This window comes from Gracilibacillus lacisalsi DSM 19029, assembly GCF_000377765.1.
GTDB classification, from domain to species: Bacteria; Bacillota; Bacilli; order Bacillales; family Amphibacillaceae; genus Gracilibacillus; species Gracilibacillus lacisalsi.
In genome coordinates, this window is sequence record NZ_KB898667.1 from 31265 (window position 1) to 49749 (window position 18485).

The following is an 18485-nucleotide window of genomic DNA, read 5'->3' on the forward strand; positions in this document are numbered from 1 at the left end:
GGAGGTAAAGAGATGAAAGCGATAACAAATCCAGTATTGCCTGGTTATCATCCTGATCCATCGATCGTAAGGGTAGGAGATGACTATTATATTGCCGTTTCCACCTTCGAGTGGTTTCCAGGTGTGCAAATCTATCATTCTAAAGATCTAATAAATTGGGAGCTAACAGGTTATCCGTTAACAAGAGAATCACAGTTAAATATGTTAGGTAATGTTAATTCAGGAGGCGTTTGGGCGCCATGCTTGTCTTATGCCGATGGTGTTTTTTACTTAATCTACACGGATGTCAAAAGCAGACAGGGAGCATTTAAAGACACCCATAATTATCTCGTAACAGCAAAGAATATCGAGGGACCATGGTCAGAACCTATTTATCTCAATAGTAGTGGGTTTGATCCTTCTCTTTTTCATGATGACGATGGTAAGAAGTGGCTCGTCAATATGATTTGGGACCATCGTAAAGGAACGAATTCTTTTGCGGGTATTGCTTTACAGGAGTATTCGCCTGCTGAGCAAAAATTAATTGGTCCAATTAAGAATATTTTCAGAGGTACGGAACTAGGATTAACAGAGGCACCTCATTTATATAAACGAAACGGCTACTATTATTTGTTAACTGCTGAAGGTGGGACATGGTATACCCATGCAGCAACCGTAGCTCGTTCTAAGTCGATTGATGGCCCATATGAAGTGGATCCAACTAATCCAATTCTAACTTCTGATAAATCGCAAGAAAATCAGCTACAAAAAGCGGGGCATGGTTGTTTTGTAGAAACACAAGACGGTGAATGGTATATCGCCCATTTATGTGGACGACCTGTTATGGATGACAAGTGTATATTAGGGAGAGAAACAGCGATACAGAAATGCTATTGGACAGATGATGACTGGATTAGAGTTGTAGATGGGCCACATCCGAGTACTACAGTCGAAGCTCCTAATCTACCAGAATTTAAAGCGGAGAAACTACCAGACTATGATGATTTTAATGATAATAAGCTACTAAAATATTGGAATGCATTGAGACGCACCTTTGAAGGAGATTGGTTTAACTTAACAGACAGACCTGGTTATTTACGGTTATTTGGTGAAGAATCAGTAAGTTCGTTCCATCGACAAAGTATGTTGATGAGAAGGTTGGAACATTTTGATGTAGAGGTCGAAACCAAAATTGATTTCCAACCAGATCATTTTCAACAAATGGCAGGCTTAATGATTTACTATGATACCAATGATCATGTCTATTTACGAGTAACAGAGCATGAGGAGCATGGTAAATGTTTAGGTATCATCGAAACGAAGTATGGTGAGTATGATGAACTGCTCGACAAAGATGTCGCATTACCAGAAAATACGGAAATATATTTAAAAGCAGAGATTCATCGCCACCTTTTACAATTCTTTTACGCGACAGAAGAAGGAAACTGGCAAACTATTGGAGAACAAATAGATATAGGTCATCTATCTGATGATGACGCAGCATACATTCGTTTTACGGGAACCTTTGTAGGCATGGCCACTCAGGATTTAAGTGGCCAGCAAAAACATGCAGACTTTGATTATTTTCACTATAAAGTATTAGCTAACTAATGGAGGGATAGTTATGAAGAAGGCATTAATTTTTCAAGGTGGTTGGCAAGGTCATGAACCAGAAGATGTAGCAAATATTTTAGGAGGAATCCTAGAGGAAGAAGGGTTTTCTGTTAAAATAACGGATACTTTAACCACCTTACAAGAAGATGATTTAACAGAATATGATTTGATCGTTCCTAATTGGACACAAGGTACAATTGAAAAGGAACAACTGCAGCCTTTATTGGACGCAGTTGCCCAAGGCACAGGTTTAGCAGGCCTTCATGGCGGTATGGGTGACTCGTTCCGCTGGGAAGTTGACTATCAATTTATGGTTGGTGGCCAATGGGTAGCACATCCGGGTAATGACGGAGTTTCCTATCATGTACATATTGTAGATCCAGATCACCCATTAACAGAAGGAATGGAGGATTTTACCGTTGTATCGGAACAGTATTATATGCATGTTGACCCTGCTGTAAAAGTGCATGCGACAACACGTTTTCCAGTAGCAGAAGGACCTTACCAGACCAATGGAGAAGTAGATATGCCGGTGGTTTGGACGAAAAAATGGGGCAAAGGCAAAGTGTATTACTGTGGGTTAGGTCATGTAGCTGAAATTGTCCGTTTGCCAGAGGTAATGACATTAATGAGAAACGGAATGACTTGGGCAAGTAGATAAAGGGGGAGTCAACATGAAGGTTGGAATTATAGGTTGTGGGAATATCAGTCGTATTTATTTACAGAACGCAGCAAGGTTTGGCAATTACGAGATCGTGGCAGTTGCAGACATTGTGAAAGAACGTGCAGAGGAACGTGCCCAGGAATTCGGAATTCCGAAGGCATACACAACAGAAGAATTGTTAGCGGATTCAGATATTGAGTTAGTTATTAATTTAACAATTCCAGCAGTTCATGCAGAAATAGCGATTCAAGCACTAGAAAATGGTAAGCATGTTTATGGCGAAAAGCCGTTAGCAGTTAGCCGAGAAGACGGTAAGCGGATGTTAGAAGTGGCACAGGAAAAAGGGTTATATATTGGTAATGCCCCAGATACCTTTTTAGGAGCAGGGATTCAAACGTCACGTAAATTGATCGATGATGGTTGGATTGGAAAGCCAATCTCTGCCACAGCATTTATGATGATTCCGGGTCATGAGAGCTGGCATCCAGACGCTACCTTCTATTATCAAGAAGGCGGAGGACCAATGTTTGATATGGGACCATACTATTTAACGGCTCTTATCAATTTAATGGGACCAGTATCCCGTATTACTGGATCAGCTCAAATGACTTATAAGGAAAGAACGATCACAAGTGAACCGAATTTCGGTAAAAAAATTCAAGTAGAAGTTCCGACGCAGATTAACGGTGTACTTGATTTTGAATCTGGTGCAGTTGCTTCTATTATTACAAGCTTTGATACTTGGCACCATCAGCTTCCGAAAATTGAAATTTACGGTACGGAAGGTACGATTTCTGTCCCGGATCCGAATAATTTTGGTGGTCCTGTATATGTAAGAAGAAAAGAGCATAAAGAATGGTCAGAAGTACCTTTGACACACGGTTTTAGTGATAATAGCCGTGGGTTGGGTGTTGCAGATATGGTTGATGCCATTGAGAATAAGCGTATGGCAAGAACAGATGGACAGCTGGCGTTTCATGTACTTGATATTATGCACGGGGTACATGATGCATCACGAGACAATAAACATTATGTATTAACAAGCAGCTGCAAACAACCCGAACCATTACCAATAGGCATTGATGAAACATTTTTTAATAAAAAAACGAGGCTCCCAAGGTAAACCTGGACAGAATGCGGACATTTGTTCCGCTATTTGTGACAAAAATGGCATTTTTAGGAATTCAGCGGACATCTATTCCGCTATTCATCGAAATTAATGCTGATTTTTAACGAAAGCTACTAAATAAGGGATTAAATGTCCGCCAACATCGAAAATAGGCTATTATTCAACTAAATAACGTACTAAATGTCCGCTTAACAAACGTTAGCAATAGTTATCTATCGGGCTTCTGCCCGGTTAAAAAAATTACTAAATGAGGTGAATGGAATGAAGTTAGGAGTATTTGCTGTTTTGTTTGGTGATAAGTCGTTAGAAGAAGCACTTGATCAGGTAAAGGACGCAGGGTTGGAAGCTGTTGAAATAGGGACAGGAGGATATCCAGGGAATGCCCACTGTAATCCGGCAGAGCTTTTAGCGGATGAAGCAAAATTAGCGGCATTTCAGCAAGCTTTTACCGAAAGAAATATTGAAATTAGTGCACTTAGTTGTCACGGTAATCCATTACATCCTAATCAAAATATCTCCGGTCAGCATCATCAACAGTTTGAAGAGACAGTGTTATTAGCCGAGAAGATCGGTGTCGACACGGTAGTTACCTTTTCCGGATGCCCAGGAGAATCGGAGTATTCTCAATATCCAGTATGGGTGACTGCTGCATGGCCAGAAGATCATCCAGAAGTTTTAGAATGGCAATGGCAAGAAAAAGTCATTCCTTACTGGAAAGAGCAAAATGACTTTGCCGCACAACACAATGTCCGTATTGCCATTGAACCTCACCCAGGATTTGTCGTGTTTAATAATGAAACCGCTTTGAAGCTTCGTGATGCATGTGGGAAGAATATCGGTGTCAACTTTGATCCAAGTCATTTGTACTGGCAGCAAATGGATCCTGTCGCTAATATTAAAGAGCTTGGAAAGCATGATGCGTTGTTCCATTTCCATGCAAAGGATACGGCAATTGATCCGCAAAACACAGCGGCAAATGGTGTGTTAGACACAAAACCATATAGTGATGAACTAAATCGTTCTTGGATTTTCCGTACTGTTGGTTATGGACATGGTGAAGAAGAATGGAAAAGAATTATTAGTGCGCTACAACTAGTAGGCTATCAAGGTGCGGTAAGTATTGAACATGAAGACAGCTTAATGTCTGTTGAGGAAGGGTTCCAAAAAGCAGTAGCAGTTCTGAAAAATGCTTTAATTAAAGAAAAGGTTGGTGAAATGTGGTGGGCGTAAATCAAAAAATAAGAATCGGTATGATTGGTTATCAATTTATGGGTAAAGCGCATAGCCATGCTTATCGTGATCTCCCATTTTACTTTGATAATCCATTGGTACCGGAGCTAAAAGTGATTGCTGGTAGGAATGTGGAAGCGGTCAAAGAAGCCCAAGAGAAAATGGGTTGGGAAAGCTATGAAACAGATTGGAAAAAGGTAATTGAGCGAGATGATATTGATGTGATCGATATCGTAACACCGAACCATACTCATGCAGAGATTGCGATTGCAGCAGCCAAAGCAGGGAAACATATTATTACCGAAAAACCACTAGCACTAACTGTAGAGGAAGCAAAAGAAATGCTTCAAGCGGTGGAAGACAATGGTGTAAAACATATGATTTGCCATAATTATCGCTTCGCACCAGCTGTTCAATATGCCAAAAAATTAATGGAAGACGGTAAAATAGGTCGTGTCTATCATTATCGAGCGAATTATTTACAAGATTTTATAATGGATCCCAATTTCCCATTGGTATGGAGACTGAAAAAAGAAGTATCCGGATCTGGAGCGTTAGGTGATATCGGCGCTCACAGTATTGACCTTGCTCGTTTCTTAATTGGTGAATTCGCGGAAATCACTGGCACGATGGAAACGTTCATTAAACAGCGTCCAATCGGCGAGATGACTGGGGGGCTTAGTGCCAAAGGTGATACAAATGAAATGGGTGAAGTAACCGTTGATGATGCTGTAGCCTTTCTTGCTCGCTTTGAAAATGGCGCATTAGGTACATTTGAGGCAACTCGATTTGCTGGAGGAAACCGCAACAAAAACAAATTCGAAATTAACGGTGAAAAAGGCTCGATCCGTTGGGACATGGAAAACATGAATAATTTAGAAGTCTATTTTGCGGATGACGAGGAGGGTACACAAGGCTTTCGCCTGATCAATTGTACCGAAGAAGTCCATCCATATGTTGGTGCATATTGGCCACCAGGACATATTATTGGATATGAACATACCTTTATCCATTTAATTGATGAATTTTTCCGTGGTATCGCAGAAGATTACCAACCTGCTCCAAACTTTGAAGACGGTGTGAAGAACCAAGTCATCTTGGAAGCAGTAGAGAAATCATCAGAAACGAAATTATGGGTATCCATTGAATAAAAGGAAAAAACAGGAGAGGCGACACTACTGGTTTCTCCTGTTTTTATCATCTACTCCTCAAATTCCTCAATGTCAATGGCATGTTTTTTCTTCTTATTATTTACCAGCCGGTGAAGGTGGATCGTCATCAAACCTTGTTTCAATGTCGCCGTAATACGATCCTCCCTTACTGGAAAAGGTAAGTCAATCTTTCTCGAGAATTCTCCATGTAAGATTTCCTGCTTTATTAATTTCCCCGACTGTTTAACAGGAAAAAGCGTCCCCTTTAATTCCAATACTTCATAATCAACGAAAACTTTCACTTGTTTACGATCCTTAATTCCGGGCAAATTAACATAAACGATTACTTCATTGTCTAATTCGTACATATTAACTGCTGGAATTGGCGGTTTAACCATATGTTCAAAGTCGTCCCAAAAGTTGCCGCCAAAGAATTGATCTAAGTTATTTTTCCAATCATGCATATGTTGAAACGGATCCAAAATTATCTCTCCCCTTTCTCTTTTTGCTGTGATAAAATGGTTTCGCTATGTTATAAGATATGACTTTGACAAATCGTTGTGCATTAGCGGAGGTGTGTTAAAATGCTTGAAAACGCGTTTATGATGATTGTTATTATTATGATCATCAATATTGTCTACGTATCGTTATCCACATTAAGAGTAATTCTTATGCTAAAAGGTAGACGATATATTGCTGGAGCAATCAGTATATTCGAAATCATGATCTATACGCTAGGTCTTGGCATCGTGTTAGATAACTTAGGAGAGATTCAAAATCTAGTGGCTTACGGGTTGGGGTATGGCCTTGGTGTAGTCATCGGTTCAAAAATAGAAGAAAAATTAGCGCTTGGATATATTACGGTAAATGTGATTTCATCAGATCCAGATATCTCATTTACAAAACAGTTAAGGGATAAAGGCTATGGCGTAACGAGTTGGTATGCGTACGGCATGGACGGCGACCGGTTATCGATGCAAATTTTATCACCGCGAAAATATGAGCTTCATTTATACGAAACGATTAAATCGATTGATCCGAAAGCCTTTATTATCGCCTACGAACCAAAACAAATCCATGGTGGGTTCTGGGTAAAACAAGTTAAGAGAGGGAGGATTCGCAAAAGTGTCCAAAAAGCAGAAGAAGAAGAACAACAACAAGCCAGCCAAGAAGAAGTTCGAAGTAATGGAGAATGAAACCATTGATGATTGCTTAGATAGAATAAAGCAGGAAGGGTATCAGCCGACAAGGCGGGTGGAGGAACCAATTTTCATAGAAGAAAATGGTCAACCTGTTCCTAATGACAGAAAGATAGTGTTTGATGCGAAATTAGTAAAACACGAACATTAAGAGACATTACTATACATGAATGGTTCGCTTCATTCTGTACTTTTTTAATTTTCTGATGATAATAATCTACCTCTTGTAAATAATAATTTTGAATGTTTGTAACTATTTAAAGGAGGATGATTATGAATCGTTTTAGGTGGGGTATAGCTGTTGTATTTCTTTTAGTAACAATCACGACTTTGAATTACGCAGGTATTCTTAATTCTACAGATGCAAATTCGGTAAGTGCAGTTGAAACAAGGGCATTTACGGAGCATCACAAGCAAGAGGCTGTTCCGGTGTTTTTTAATAAGAAAGGTGAAGAGGAGGAAGAGAAAGAAGACGTTGAAACGAAATTAAAGGAGCAAGCAAATCAAATAATAGAATTATTAGCAAATCAAAACTTTGAAGAGCTTGCAAACTATGTACATGAGGAGAAGGGACTCTTATTTTCCCCATATGTTAATGTGAGTGAAGATGATCTTGTATTTGAGCCAAGCGAAGTAGCAGCATTCAAGGAAGATACAGAAGAGTATGTTTGGGGTGTGGAAGATGGTAGTGGATTTCCTATTGAGTTAACCCCAGTCGAATATCATGAAGAGTATGTTTATCAAGCTGATTACCTTAATCCAGATGAGGTAACGTTTGATAACACGGATAGCCGTGGAAATATGATCAATAATATTAAAGAATTCTTTCCAGATTCGCATCACGTAGAATTTTATAAAGAAGGTCAGGAAGAGTTAGATTGGAGCAGCTTGCATGTCGTTTTTGAGCCAAATGAACAAGGTGAATGGAAACTCGTTGCATTGGTGAATGATGAATGGACGATATAGAAACAAGAGCTTGTATGGCCAAGATGGTCAGCAAGCTCTTGTTTTTTAGCGTTTAAACTTCCTATTAACTAGAGTTCAGACGATCAACTTCTTAAAAACCGAACGTTGGCATAAACTCTTATTTTAATGTTCGATTTTTTGTTGACAGAATTCGAGTGCTCTTGTTATCATAACAGTGTAGTAAAAAACCTAACAAAGTAATTACCTCATATAATTTGAGAATACGGCTCAAAAGTTTCTACCCATCACCGTAAATGATGGACTATGAGGGAAGATGACCGATGATTTTATCGAGAAAAATCATCAGGATAGTTATGGAATCACCACCTATTCATCTTCTCTCCTGATAGAGAAATGGATAGGTTTTTTTGTATCCAATGATAAATTAATTGTTATGAACGGAGCGGACATTTCGTGCGTTATTTGCTGGAATAACACCTGTATTTTGGTGCTAGCAGACATTTAATCCTTTATTCAGTTCCTTTCTGTTTAAATGAACGGGATTTTCGATGAATAGCGGAATAGATGTCCGTCCGAGGCTAAATGTCCAAGAACGTGTCAAAGTTCATGTTAATTCGCAGTATATACTAATCAAACAGATATTAAATAAAGGGAAGTGGGGATTGTATGGCACAAGTTGGTGTTATTATGGGGAGCATATCGGATTGGGAAACGATGCAGCATACTTGTGAAGCGTTGGAAGAGCTTGGCATTAGTTATGAGAAAGAAGTCATCTCTGCGCATAGAACACCGGAAGATATGTTTGAATATGCCGAAACTGCACGTGATAGAGGATTAAAAGTAATCATTGCAGGAGCAGGTGGTGCAGCACACTTACCAGGCATGGTCGCATCCAAAACAACCTTGCCAGTCATCGGTGTACCAGTGAAAACAAGTACACTTAGCGGTGTCGATTCACTTTATTCCATCGTACAGATGCCAGGCGGTGTACCAGTTGCCACAGTCGCCATCGGTAAAGCGGGAGCGAAAAATGCAGGCATTCTCGCAGCACAAATCATTGGCACAACAGATCAAGAAACAGCAGCACGATTAGTTGATCATCAAAATCAATTAAAAGATAAAGTAGCGGAAATGAGGGACAATCTTGCAGAACAATAAATTATTATTCGGGTCTACTATCGGAATTATTGGTGGTGGCCAGCTAGGACGAATGATGACAACAGTAGCTAAGCATATGGGATATCGTGTTATGGTACTCGACCCTACCCCAGACTGCCCGACCGCACAAGTAGCTGATGAGCAAATAGTCGCAGCTTATGATGATTTAGACGCTGTCAGAGAACTTGCTGAGAAAAGTGATGTTGTGACATACGAATTTGAGAATGTTGATTTAACAGCAGCACAAATTTTAGAAGATGCCGGAATTCTTCCACAAGGGGCAAACTCGCTGAGGGTTACGCAAGACCGTGAATTAGAGAAAAAAGCAATGGTTGATAGTAATCAGCCAGTGGCCGATTTTGCAATTGTCACATCCACCGAAGAATTACAAATTGCAGTTGAAGAAATTGGCTATCCCTCTGTTGCCAAAACATGCCGTGGAGGATATGACGGAAAGGGCCAAGTGAAACTTACTAATAAAACAGATATTGAATCAGCAGTAGAAATGCTACAACAAGCAGATCGTTTAATTATAGAAAAATGGGTACCTTTTGATAAAGAAATCTCGATTGTTTTCACAAGATCACAATCCGGAGAAATTTCTTATTTTCCAGTAGCAGAAAACATCCATCGTGATCATATTTTACACGCAACAATTGCACCTGCTCGAGTTTCTGAACAGATTGCCGAAAAAGCTCGGCAAGCGGCAAAAGCCATTGCAGAAACGATCGGTGTTGTCGGCACATTCGCCATCGAAATGTTCGTTTGTGGAGAAGATATCTTAATCAATGAATTAGCACCAAGGCCACATAACTCAGGGCATTTTACGATTGAAGCATGTGATGTCTCGCAATTTGAGCAGCATGTTCGTGCCATTTGCGGATTACCATTAATACCCGTTCACTCTCATGGTGGAGCAGTAATGGTTAATTTACTAGGAAAAGATGTAGAGCCTTTTTTCAGTCAATTAGATGACAATCCACAAGCACACATTCATATGTACGGAAAAGCCGAAAATAAGCCACTGCGTAAAATGGGTCATGTAACTTTTATTGGGGACAATCCTTTAATCATATATAATAAACTAGTGGAAAAAAAGATAATCGAAAACTAGGAGGAAACATTTTATGATCGAACGTTATACAAGAGAAGAAATGGGCAAGATTTGGACTGATGAGAATCGCTTTAATGCATGGCTTGAGGTGGAGATTTTAGCATGTGAAGCATGGAGTGAGTTAGGGATCATTCCAAAAGAGGATGTCAAAAAAATTAGAGAAAATGCTTCTTTTCATATCGACCGCATTTTTGAAATTGAAAAAGAGACTCGTCATGATGTCGTAGCATTCACTCGTGCTGTTTCAGAAACATTAGGTGAAGAGAAGAAATGGGTGCATTATGGTCTTACTTCAACAGATGTTGTCGATACTGCACTCTCCTATATGATAAAGCAAGCAAACCAATTAATCCGTCGTGATATCGAGAATTTTATTGAGATTTTAAAAGATAAAGCAATCGAGCATAAGAATACTGTTATGATGGGACGTACACACGGTGTTCATGCAGAACCGACAACTTTCGGTCTGAAAATGGCGCTATGGTATGAAGAAATGAAACGTAACCTTGAACGCTTTGATGCGGCAGCTAAAGTGATTGAAACAGGAAAACTTTCAGGTGCAGTTGGTACTTATGCGAATATCGATCCATTTGTTGAACAATATGTTTGTGAACAATTAGGATTACAGCCAGCACCGGTTTCTACCCAAACATTACAGCGTGATCGTCATGCGCAATATATGTCCGCACTGGCATTAGTTGCAAGCTCCATTGAAAAATTCGCAACCGAGATCCGCGGATTGCAAAAAACAGAAACAAGAGAAGTGGAAGAATTTTTTGCGAAAGGTCAAAAAGGTTCATCAGCAATGCCTCATAAACGTAACCCAATCGGATCTGAGAACATGACGGGGATGGCTCGTGTTATCCGTGGTTATATGATGACATCGTATGAAAATGTGTCCTTATGGCATGAACGTGATATTTCTCACTCTTCTGCAGAGCGTGTCATTTTACCGGATGCAACAATAGCCTTGAATTATATGTTGAACAGATTTGGTAATATCGTGAAAAACTTAACGGTATTCCCGGAAAATATGAAACGGAATATTGATCGTACGTATGGTGTCATTTTCTCCCAACGCGTATTGCTTTCTTTAATTGATCAAGGTATGAGTCGTGAAGAAGCATATGACATTGTACAACCGAATGCGATGAAGGCATGGGAGACAGCAACACCATTCCGTCATCTGATCGAACAAGAAGAGCGTATTAATAGTACATTATCGAAAGAACAATTAGATGATTGCTTTGATTACACGTACCATTTAAAAAATGTTGATCAGATTTTCAAAAAAATTGGCCTAGCATAAGGAGAGGAATCCAATGAAAGACAAGCTGTTATATGAAGGAAAGGCAAAGCAAGTATTTACGGTAGCGGATGATCCGAATTTATTAGTCCTGTCTTACAAAAATGATGCAACAGCCTTTAATGGCGAGAAAAAAGCGGAATTTCAAGGAAAAGGACGCTATAATAATTTGATTTCTGCTAAAGTATTCGAATATCTCCATCAAAAAGGGATTAATAGTCATTTTAAAGAAGCATTAAATGAAACGGAACAATTAGTAGAAAAAACAACGATTATACCGCTTGAGGTCGTCGTTCGTAATGTAGCGGCAGGAAGCATCGTCCGTCGTACAGGAATCGAGGAGAAAACGATTTTCAATCCGCCACTAGTGGAACTTTTTTATAAAAAAGATGAGCTTGGTGATCCGTTAATCAATGACGAACATGCATTGCTTTTAACAGATGTAACCGAAGCAGACCTTGTAAAAATTAAAAAAATGGCCCTTCAAGTAAATGAGCAATTGCAAGCTTTCTTCAAAGAAATTAATTTACAGCTTGTCGATTTCAAATTGGAATTTGGACGCAATGCTAGCGGGGAAATTGTGCTATCAGACGAAGTGAGTCCTGACACTTGCCGTCTTTGGGATATCGGAACAGGCGAGAAGATGGACAAAGACGTATTTCGCGAAGACTTAGGTGACTTAGTTACTGTATATGACAATATATTATCGAGACTGGAGGCAAAACAATGAAACTAGTAAAAGTACACATTACATTAAAAGAGGGCGTATTAGACCCACAAGGTAAAGCAGTACAAGGATCTTTAAATACATTAGGCTATGATAATGTGAAAGAAGTTCGTGTTGGAAAATATTTAGAATTAACTGTGAATGATGATGCAAATATCGAAGCAGAGATTGAAGAAATGTGTAACAAACTACTCGCGAATCCAGTTATCGAGAATTATAAATATACAGTAGAAGAGGGGGTAGTCCAGTGAAATTTGCTGTGATTGTCTTCCCTGGTTCCAACTGTGACCGCGATATGTACTATGCAGCTAAGGATGCACTGGGTGAAGAAGCGGATATGCTTTGGTATCAAGAAGCAAACTTGGAAGGTTATGATGCGATTTTAATTCCTGGTGGCTTCTCCTACGGTGATTATCTCCGTTCTGGAGCAATCGCGTCTACATCTGATATCGTCGTACAATTACGAGAACAAGCAGACAAAGGGGTTCCCATTCTCGGGGTCTGCAATGGTTTTCAAATTTTACTAGAATCTGGTTTATTGCCAGGTGCAATGCTACGCAATAAAAATCTGAAATTTATGTGTCATTTTGAAAACTTAATCGTGGAAAACAATGATACCCTTTTTACCTCGAAATATGAAAAAGACGAAGTAGTATCGATTCCGATCGCACATCATGATGGAAACTATTACTGTGATGAAGAGACACTCGCTAGATTAAAAGAAAATAATCAGATTGTATTCACGTATGAAAACAACCCAAATGGTTCTGTCGCAGATATTGCTGGAATCATCAATGAACAAGGAAATGTGCTAGGTATGATGCCACACCCGGAACGTGCGGTAGAAGCAATCTTAAATAGTGATGACGGATTAAAACTATTCCAATCAATGTTAGAAAACTGGAGGGAACGTTATGTTGCAGGCGCCTGAGATTACTCCTGAATTGGTAGAACAAGATAAAGTCTATCAGGAAATGGGATTAACAGATAAAGAGTATGACATGATTAAAGATATTATGGGTCGTCGCCCTAACTTTACTGAAATCGGTATTTTCTCGGTAATGTGGTCGGAACACTGCAGTTATAAAACTTCTAAACCATTATTAAAGAAATTTCCGACGGAAGGACCACAAGTCGTGCAAGGTCCTGGCGAAGGCGCCGGAGTTGTTGATATCGGTGATGGTCAAGGTGTCGTATTTAAAGTGGAAAGCCATAACCACCCTTCAGCGGTTGAGCCGTATCAAGGAGCGGCAACAGGTGTCGGTGGTATTATCCGTGACGTTTTCTCGATGGGGGCTCGTCCGATTGCATCATTAAACTCATTACGTTTCGGTAATCTTCATACTGGTCGGGTTAAATATCTTTTTGATGAAGTGGTCCACGGAATCGCCGGATATGGTAATTGTGTAGGAGTACCAACAGTCGGAGGAGAAGTACAATTCGATGATTGTTATGAAGGCAATCCACTTGTTAATGCAATGTGTGTCGGTTTAATAGATACGAAAGATATTCAAAAAGGGATCGCATCAGGACTAGGAAACACGATTATGTATGTTGGTTCGAAAACAGGTCGTGACGGAATCCATGGCGCAACATTCGCTTCGGAAGATTTATCTGAAGACTCTGAAAGCAAACGTTCTAATGTACAAGTTGGCGACCCTTTTATGGAAAAATTACTAATTGAAGCATGTTTGGAAGTAATTCATTCTGACGCATTAGTTGGTATTCAAGATATGGGGGCAGCTGGACTTACTTCATCCGCAAGTGAGATGGCAAGTAAAGCTGGCATGGGCATGGAAATGAACCTAGATCTAATCCCACAGCGTGAAGAAAACATGACAGCGTACGAAATGATGTTGTCAGAGTCACAAGAACGTATGTTATTATGCGTGAAACAAGGTGAGGAACAAGAAATTGTGGATATTTTCAAGAAATATGGATTAGAAGCGGTAGCAGTAGGTCATGTTACCGATGATAAAATGTTCCGCTTATTGCATAAAGGAGAAGTTGTGGCAGACATTCCTGTTGATAATTTAGCAGAGGATGCACCGATTTTCCATAAAGAATCGAAAGTACCAAGCTTTTATGAAGAATACCAAAGAATGCCTGCATATATCCCAGAAGTGAAAGATCATTCAGAAACATTGAAAAAGTTATTACAGCAACCTACGATCGCAAGCAAAGAATATGTCTATGATCAATATGATTCAATGGTACAGGCGAACACCGTATTCTCTCCAGGATCAGATGCGGCAGTTGTCCGTGTTCGTGGATATGATAAAGCAATTGCGATGACAACGGACTGTAATTCCCGATATATTCATTTAGATCCGGAAGCAGGCGGTAAAATTGCGGTTGCAGAAGCAGCACGAAATATTGTTGCATCTGGTGCAAAACCATTAGCACTTACAGACGGATTAAACTTTGGTAATCCGGATAAACCAGAAAACTTCTGGCAAATGGAGAAAAGTGTAGAAGGAATGAGTGCGGCCAGCTTAAAGTTGAACACACCGGTTATCAGCGGTAATGTTTCTCTTTACAACGAATCAAACGGTCAGGCAATCTTTCCAACACCAGTTGTCGGTATGGTTGGATTACACGAGTCACTCGATCATATTACACCTTCTCATTTCCAGAATGAAGGGGACCTGATTTACGTAATTGGTGAAACAGAAGCAGAGTTTGGTGGAAGTGAGCTGCAGAACCTTTTGGAAGGTAAATACTTCGGTAAAGCTCCGGCAATTGATTTAGAGACGGAAGCAAAACGTCAAGAGCAATTATTAGCAGCAATCCGTGCTGGTCTTGTTTCCTCAGCTCACGATATTGCAGAAGGAGGGCTTGGTGTCGCATTAGCAGAATGCCTTTTTACTGAAAAAGGTCTTGGTGCGGACGTCCAAGTAGAAGGAGATTTAACAACGGTATTGTTTAGTGAAACACAATCACGTTTTATCGTATCGATTCCAGAGAAAGATCGTGAAGCGTTCGAAGCAAAAGTAGAAGATGCAACATTATTAGGAACGGTAACAAATACGAATAAACTAGTGGTTCAAAACGGAGAAACAGAAGCAATCACAGAAGATGTAAGATCATTACAACAACTGTGGAAAGGAGCTATCCCGTGCTTGCTGAAATCAAAGGCTTAAATGAAGAGTGTGGTGTATTTGCGATCTGGGGACATGAGAAAGCTGCCGAAATGACCTATTACGGCCTCCATGCTCTCCAGCATCGTGGGCAAGAAGGTGCCGGAATTGTCACAACAGATGGTGAAAAATTAAATGTTCATAAAGGTGTCGGCTTAATCAATGACGTTTTTTCAGAAGGAGAAGTCTCCCGCCTGCAAGGACATGCGGCAATTGGGCATGTTCGTTATGCCACTCAAGGTGGTGGTGGCTTTGAAAACGTACAGCCACTTGTTTTTCGCTCACAAACGAATAGTATGGCATTGGCCCATAACGGAAACCTCGTCAATGCCCATGCCTTAAAGAATCAACTGGAAGCACAAGGAAGTATTTTGCAGACTACTTCAGATACAGAGGTGATCGCCCACCTAGTAAAACGCAGTGGTAATGTACCGATGGAAGAAGCGATCTCTTCTGCTTTAGGGATGATCAAAGGTGCCTATGCATTCTCGATTTTAACAGAGGATCAACTGTTTATCGGATTGGATCCGCGCGGTTTGCGCCCACTATCTATTGGCCGTTTAGGTGATGCATATGTTGTTGCATCAGAAACGTGTGCATTTGATTTAATCGGTGCGACTTACGAGCGTGAAGTAAAACCTGGTGAATTAATCGTGATCGATGATGATGGATTTAGAACCAAACAATTTACGTCTCCCATGCAACGCACACTTTGCTCCATGGAATATGTCTATTTTTCCCGTCCGGACAGTGATTTAAATGAGAAAAATGTTCATGCAAGTCGTAAAACAATGGGGAAACAATTAGCAAAGGAAGCACCAATTGAAGCGGATGTTGTTACAGGTGTACCGGATTCCAGTATATCAGCAGCAATCGGTTTTTCTGAAGCAACTGGTATTCCATATGAGTTAGGTTTAATTAAAAACCGCTATGTTGGTCGAACGTTTATCCAACCTTCACAAGAACTACGCGAGCAAGGTGTCAAAATGAAATTATCCTCCGTACGAGGGATTGTAGAAGGAAAGCGTGTCGTTATGGTAGATGATTCAATCGTCCGTGGCACAACAAGTCGGCGAATAGTTCGATTATTAAAAGAAGCAGGAGCCACAGAAGTACATGTTCGAATCGCGTCTCCTCCAATTCAAAATCCGTGCTACTACGGTATTGATACATCGACAAAGGGAGAGTTAATCGCAGCAAATAATACGATCGAAGAAATGCGCGAAATTATCGGTGCAGACAGCTTATTCTTTTTATCAACAGAAGGATTGGAAGTTTCAATCGTAGAGGACCGTGATCGTATGCAACATGGTGTGTGCCAAGCATGTTTTACAGGAAATTACCCGACCGAAATCTATCCAGATACGGTAATTCCTGCTTATAAAGATTAAAAGTGTCCAGTAAATGGGCGAAAGTGTCCGCATAACTTCTGGAAAGTGTCCAATAAATAGCAAAAAATGTCCAGTAAATGTTGAAAAGTGTCCAATAAACCATGAAAAGTGTCCAATAAAATCAGACAATAAAAATTCCGCACCAAAAAGGAGTCTATAGGAATGAGTGATATCTATAAAGATGCAGGCGTCGATGTGAACGCAGGATACAAAGCAGTTGATTTAATGAAAAAACATATCGCAAAGACGAATCGCCCTGAAGTGATCGGAGGAGTCGGTGCTTTCGCCGGCCTGTTTGACTTAAGTAAATTCTCATATGAAGAACCAGTCTTAGTTTCTGGAACAGATGGTGTCGGAACAAAACTGAAGCTTGCCTTTATGTTGGATAAACATGACACGGTTGGCGTCGATCTTGTAGCTATGTGTGTCAATGATATTGTTGCCCAAGGTGCCGACCCACTCTTTTTCTTAGATTATATTGCTTGTGGTAAGAACCAGCCAGAAAAAATCGAGCAAATTGTAAAAGGGATAACAGATGGTTGCGTCCAATCGGGTGCTGCTCTAATTGGTGGCGAAACAGCAGAAATGCCAGGCATGTACAGTGAGGATGAATATGATCTTGCAGGCTTTGTCGTTGGGATTGCGGATAAAAAACAAATTATTACTGGAGAAAAGATAAAAGTTGGTGACAAAATCATTGGTTTAACTTCATCAGGAGTACACTCCAACGGTTTTTCCTTAGTCCGTAAAATAATTGATGATAAAGGGTTACATTACCAAGATCAAGTACCAGAGTTGAGCAAAACATTAGGCGAAGCACTTTTAGAACCAACAAAAATTTACACAAAAGCAATTCAACAATTAAAATTAGACCTCACGATCAAAGGGATTAGTCATATCACAGGAGGTGGCTTCTATGAGAACTTACCACGTGCTATTCCAGAACATCTTGGTGTAAGAATTGAAAAAGGATCATGGCAAAAGCCAGCTATCTTTGATTACTTACAAAAACAAGCAGATTTACAAGAAGAAGAGATGTATGGTGTCTTCAATATGGGGATCGGCATGGCGGTTATCATTGAAGCACATGAAGCAGATATGGCACTTCAATTATTAAAAGATATCGACGAACAAGCAGCTATTATCGGAGAGGTGACAGAAGAAACTGGGGTGACATTCTCTAATGAATAAATTAGCGGTGTTTGCATCAGGGACCGGCAGTAATTACGATGCTATTATCGAAGCAACGAAAAATGGTACACTTGAGGCAGAAGTAGCCTTACTTGTTTGTGATAAACCGAATGCAAAAGTAATAGAGAAGGCAAAACAAAATGGAACACCTGCTTTTGTATTTGATCCAAAGCAATATCGAAATAAGCAGATGTTCGAAGCGAAAATAGTGGAAGTGCTCCAAGAAGAAAAAATCGATTGGATCATCCTTGCAGGCTACATGCGCTTAATTGGTGACACTTTATTACACCCCTTTGAAGGGAAAATCATTAATATTCATCCTTCTCTTTTGCCTGCTTTCCCAGGACTAGATGCCATTGGACAAGCATTCGATGCAGGGGTAAAAGTTTCCGGTGTTACCGTGCATTATGTAGATGCCGGTATGGATACGGGAAAAATTATTGCACAACAAGCGGTAGATGTTGAAGACGGCATGACAAGAGAAGAATTGCAAAAAGCCATTCAGCAAGTAGAACATCAGCTTTATCCAACTACGATTCAAAAACTGATCACGAGAGGAGAATAA

19 protein-coding genes and 1 riboswitch are annotated in these 18485 nt (G+C 40.0%); of the genes, 18 read left to right on the forward strand and 1 reads right to left on the reverse strand.

The features are described from left to right. The first annotated feature begins 12 nt into the window (after positions 1–12). The 5 genes from D569_RS0110300 to D569_RS0110320 all read left to right on the forward strand — a co-directional run bounded on the left by D569_RS0110300 (position 13) and on the right by D569_RS0110320 (position 5767). Positions 13–1590 (forward strand): glycoside hydrolase family 43 protein, encoded by a 1578-nt coding sequence (locus D569_RS0110300; RefSeq protein WP_018932333.1) that lies wholly within the window; start codon positions 13–15, stop codon positions 1588–1590. 13 nt (positions 1591–1603) lie between these two features. Next, on the forward strand, positions 1604–2254 hold the full coding sequence (locus tag D569_RS22780) for a ThuA domain-containing protein (protein ID WP_018932334.1): 651 nt from the start codon (positions 1604–1606) through the stop codon (positions 2252–2254). Between the two features lie 13 nt (positions 2255–2267). After that, positions 2268–3380: a Gfo/Idh/MocA family protein gene (locus D569_RS22785; RefSeq protein WP_018932335.1), complete on the forward strand. Its 1113-nt coding sequence runs from the start codon at positions 2268–2270 to the stop codon at positions 3378–3380. 267 nt (positions 3381–3647) lie between these two features. Beyond that, positions 3648–4616, forward strand: a complete 969-nt coding sequence (locus tag D569_RS0110315) for a sugar phosphate isomerase/epimerase family protein (protein ID WP_018932336.1) — start codon at positions 3648–3650, stop codon at positions 4614–4616. Between the two features lie 20 nt (positions 4617–4636). After that, entirely contained in the window at positions 4637–5767 is a 1131-nt protein-coding gene (locus tag D569_RS0110320) for a Gfo/Idh/MocA family protein (protein WP_033404870.1), read from the forward strand. 50 nt (positions 5768–5817) lie between these two features. Here the strand turns inward: D569_RS0110320 and D569_RS0110325 are convergent, their stop codons facing one another. Continuing rightward, on the reverse strand, positions 5818–6249 hold the full coding sequence (locus D569_RS0110325; RefSeq protein WP_018932338.1) for an Hsp20/alpha crystallin family protein: 432 nt from the start codon (positions 6247–6249) through the stop codon (positions 5818–5820). Positions 6250–6351: 102 nt separating this feature from the next. Between D569_RS0110325 and D569_RS0110330 the strand changes: the two genes are divergently transcribed. From D569_RS0110330 to purN, 13 genes are all read left to right on the forward strand, one after another. After that, entirely contained in the window at positions 6352–6963 is a 612-nt protein-coding gene (locus D569_RS0110330) for a DUF2179 domain-containing protein (RefSeq protein ID WP_018932339.1), read from the forward strand. Next, the gene (locus tag D569_RS23985; RefSeq protein WP_018932340.1) at positions 6953–7117 is read left to right on the forward strand and encodes an NETI motif-containing protein; all 165 of its coding nucleotides are present in this window, start codon (positions 6953–6955) and stop codon (positions 7115–7117) included. Before D569_RS0110330 ends, D569_RS23985 begins: the two co-directional genes overlap by 11 nt. Positions 7118–7239: 122 nt before the next feature. After that, a complete protein-coding gene (locus tag D569_RS22790) occupies positions 7240–7932 on the forward strand; it encodes a hypothetical protein (protein WP_018932341.1) in 693 nt (230 codons plus the stop codon). A gap of 186 nt (positions 7933–8118) precedes the next feature. Then, positions 8119–8217: riboswitch (purine riboswitch) on the forward strand. A 342-nt stretch (positions 8218–8559) separates the two neighbouring features. After that, positions 8560–9051: a 5-(carboxyamino)imidazole ribonucleotide mutase gene (purE, locus tag D569_RS0110345; RefSeq protein ID WP_018932342.1), complete on the forward strand. Its 492-nt coding sequence runs from the start codon at positions 8560–8562 to the stop codon at positions 9049–9051. Next, a complete protein-coding gene (gene purK, locus D569_RS0110350) occupies positions 9038–10165 on the forward strand; it encodes a 5-(carboxyamino)imidazole ribonucleotide synthase (protein WP_018932343.1) in 1128 nt (375 codons plus the stop codon). Before purE ends, purK begins: the two co-directional genes overlap by 14 nt. Positions 10166–10178: 13 nt before the next feature. Further along, positions 10179–11474 carry an adenylosuccinate lyase gene (gene purB, locus D569_RS0110355; protein WP_018932344.1) on the forward strand — a complete coding sequence of 432 codons (1296 nt, stop codon included), beginning with the start codon at positions 10179–10181 and terminating at the stop codon, positions 11472–11474. 13 nt (positions 11475–11487) lie between these two features. After that, positions 11488–12201 carry a phosphoribosylaminoimidazolesuccinocarboxamide synthase gene (gene purC / locus D569_RS0110360; protein ID WP_018932345.1) on the forward strand — a complete coding sequence of 238 codons (714 nt, stop codon included), beginning with the start codon at positions 11488–11490 and terminating at the stop codon, positions 12199–12201. Continuing rightward, positions 12198–12449, forward strand: coding sequence for a phosphoribosylformylglycinamidine synthase subunit PurS (gene purS / locus D569_RS0110365; protein ID WP_018932346.1), 252 nt, complete (start codon positions 12198–12200; stop codon positions 12447–12449). The genes purC and purS overlap by 4 nt, the downstream gene beginning before the upstream one ends. Further along, positions 12446–13129: a phosphoribosylformylglycinamidine synthase subunit PurQ gene (purQ, locus tag D569_RS0110370; RefSeq protein ID WP_018932347.1), complete on the forward strand. Its 684-nt coding sequence runs from the start codon at positions 12446–12448 to the stop codon at positions 13127–13129. Before purS ends, purQ begins: the two co-directional genes overlap by 4 nt. Beyond that, the gene (purL, locus tag D569_RS0110375; RefSeq protein WP_018932348.1) at positions 13113–15341 is read left to right on the forward strand and encodes a phosphoribosylformylglycinamidine synthase subunit PurL; all 2229 of its coding nucleotides are present in this window, start codon (positions 13113–13115) and stop codon (positions 15339–15341) included. The genes purQ and purL overlap by 17 nt, the downstream gene beginning before the upstream one ends. Continuing rightward, the gene (purF, locus tag D569_RS0110380) at positions 15317–16729 is read left to right on the forward strand and encodes an amidophosphoribosyltransferase (RefSeq protein WP_018932349.1); all 1413 of its coding nucleotides are present in this window, start codon (positions 15317–15319) and stop codon (positions 16727–16729) included. Before purL ends, purF begins: the two co-directional genes overlap by 25 nt. A gap of 162 nt (positions 16730–16891) precedes the next feature. Further along, entirely contained in the window at positions 16892–17920 is a 1029-nt protein-coding gene (purM, locus tag D569_RS0110385; RefSeq protein ID WP_018932350.1) for a phosphoribosylformylglycinamidine cyclo-ligase, read from the forward strand. Beyond that, positions 17913–18485: a phosphoribosylglycinamide formyltransferase gene (gene purN / locus D569_RS0110390; RefSeq protein WP_018932351.1), complete on the forward strand. Its 573-nt coding sequence runs from the start codon at positions 17913–17915 to the stop codon at positions 18483–18485. The genes purM and purN overlap by 8 nt, the downstream gene beginning before the upstream one ends.

Excerpts from the sequence above, each read along its gene's own strand:
- D569_RS0110300 (WP_018932333.1), top strand. The coding sequence starts at position 13 with ATGAAAGCGATAACAAATCCAGTATTGCCTGGTTATCATCCTGATCCA.
- D569_RS22780 (WP_018932334.1), top strand. The coding sequence starts at position 1,604 with ATGAAGAAGGCATTAATTTTTCAAGGTGGTTGGCAAGGTCATGAACCA.
- D569_RS22785 (WP_018932335.1), top strand. The coding sequence starts at position 2,268 with ATGAAGGTTGGAATTATAGGTTGTGGGAATATCAGTCGTATTTATTTA.
- D569_RS0110315 (WP_018932336.1), top strand. The coding sequence starts at position 3,648 with ATGAAGTTAGGAGTATTTGCTGTTTTGTTTGGTGATAAGTCGTTAGAA.
- D569_RS0110320 (WP_033404870.1), top strand. The coding sequence starts at position 4,637 with ATGATTGGTTATCAATTTATGGGTAAAGCGCATAGCCATGCTTATCGT.
- D569_RS0110330 (WP_018932339.1), top strand. The coding sequence starts at position 6,352 with ATGCTTGAAAACGCGTTTATGATGATTGTTATTATTATGATCATCAAT.
- D569_RS23985 (WP_018932340.1), top strand. The coding sequence starts at position 6,953 with ATGGAGAATGAAACCATTGATGATTGCTTAGATAGAATAAAGCAGGAA.
- D569_RS22790 (WP_018932341.1), top strand. The coding sequence starts at position 7,240 with ATGAATCGTTTTAGGTGGGGTATAGCTGTTGTATTTCTTTTAGTAACA.
- purE (WP_018932342.1), top strand. The coding sequence starts at position 8,560 with ATGGCACAAGTTGGTGTTATTATGGGGAGCATATCGGATTGGGAAACG.
- purB (WP_018932344.1), top strand. The coding sequence starts at position 10,179 with ATGATCGAACGTTATACAAGAGAAGAAATGGGCAAGATTTGGACTGAT.
- purC (WP_018932345.1), top strand. The coding sequence starts at position 11,488 with ATGAAAGACAAGCTGTTATATGAAGGAAAGGCAAAGCAAGTATTTACG.
- purS (WP_018932346.1), top strand. The coding sequence starts at position 12,198 with ATGAAACTAGTAAAAGTACACATTACATTAAAAGAGGGCGTATTAGAC.
- purL (WP_018932348.1), top strand. The coding sequence starts at position 13,113 with ATGTTGCAGGCGCCTGAGATTACTCCTGAATTGGTAGAACAAGATAAA.
- purM (WP_018932350.1), top strand. The coding sequence starts at position 16,892 with ATGAGTGATATCTATAAAGATGCAGGCGTCGATGTGAACGCAGGATAC.
- purN (WP_018932351.1), top strand. The coding sequence starts at position 17,913 with ATGAATAAATTAGCGGTGTTTGCATCAGGGACCGGCAGTAATTACGAT.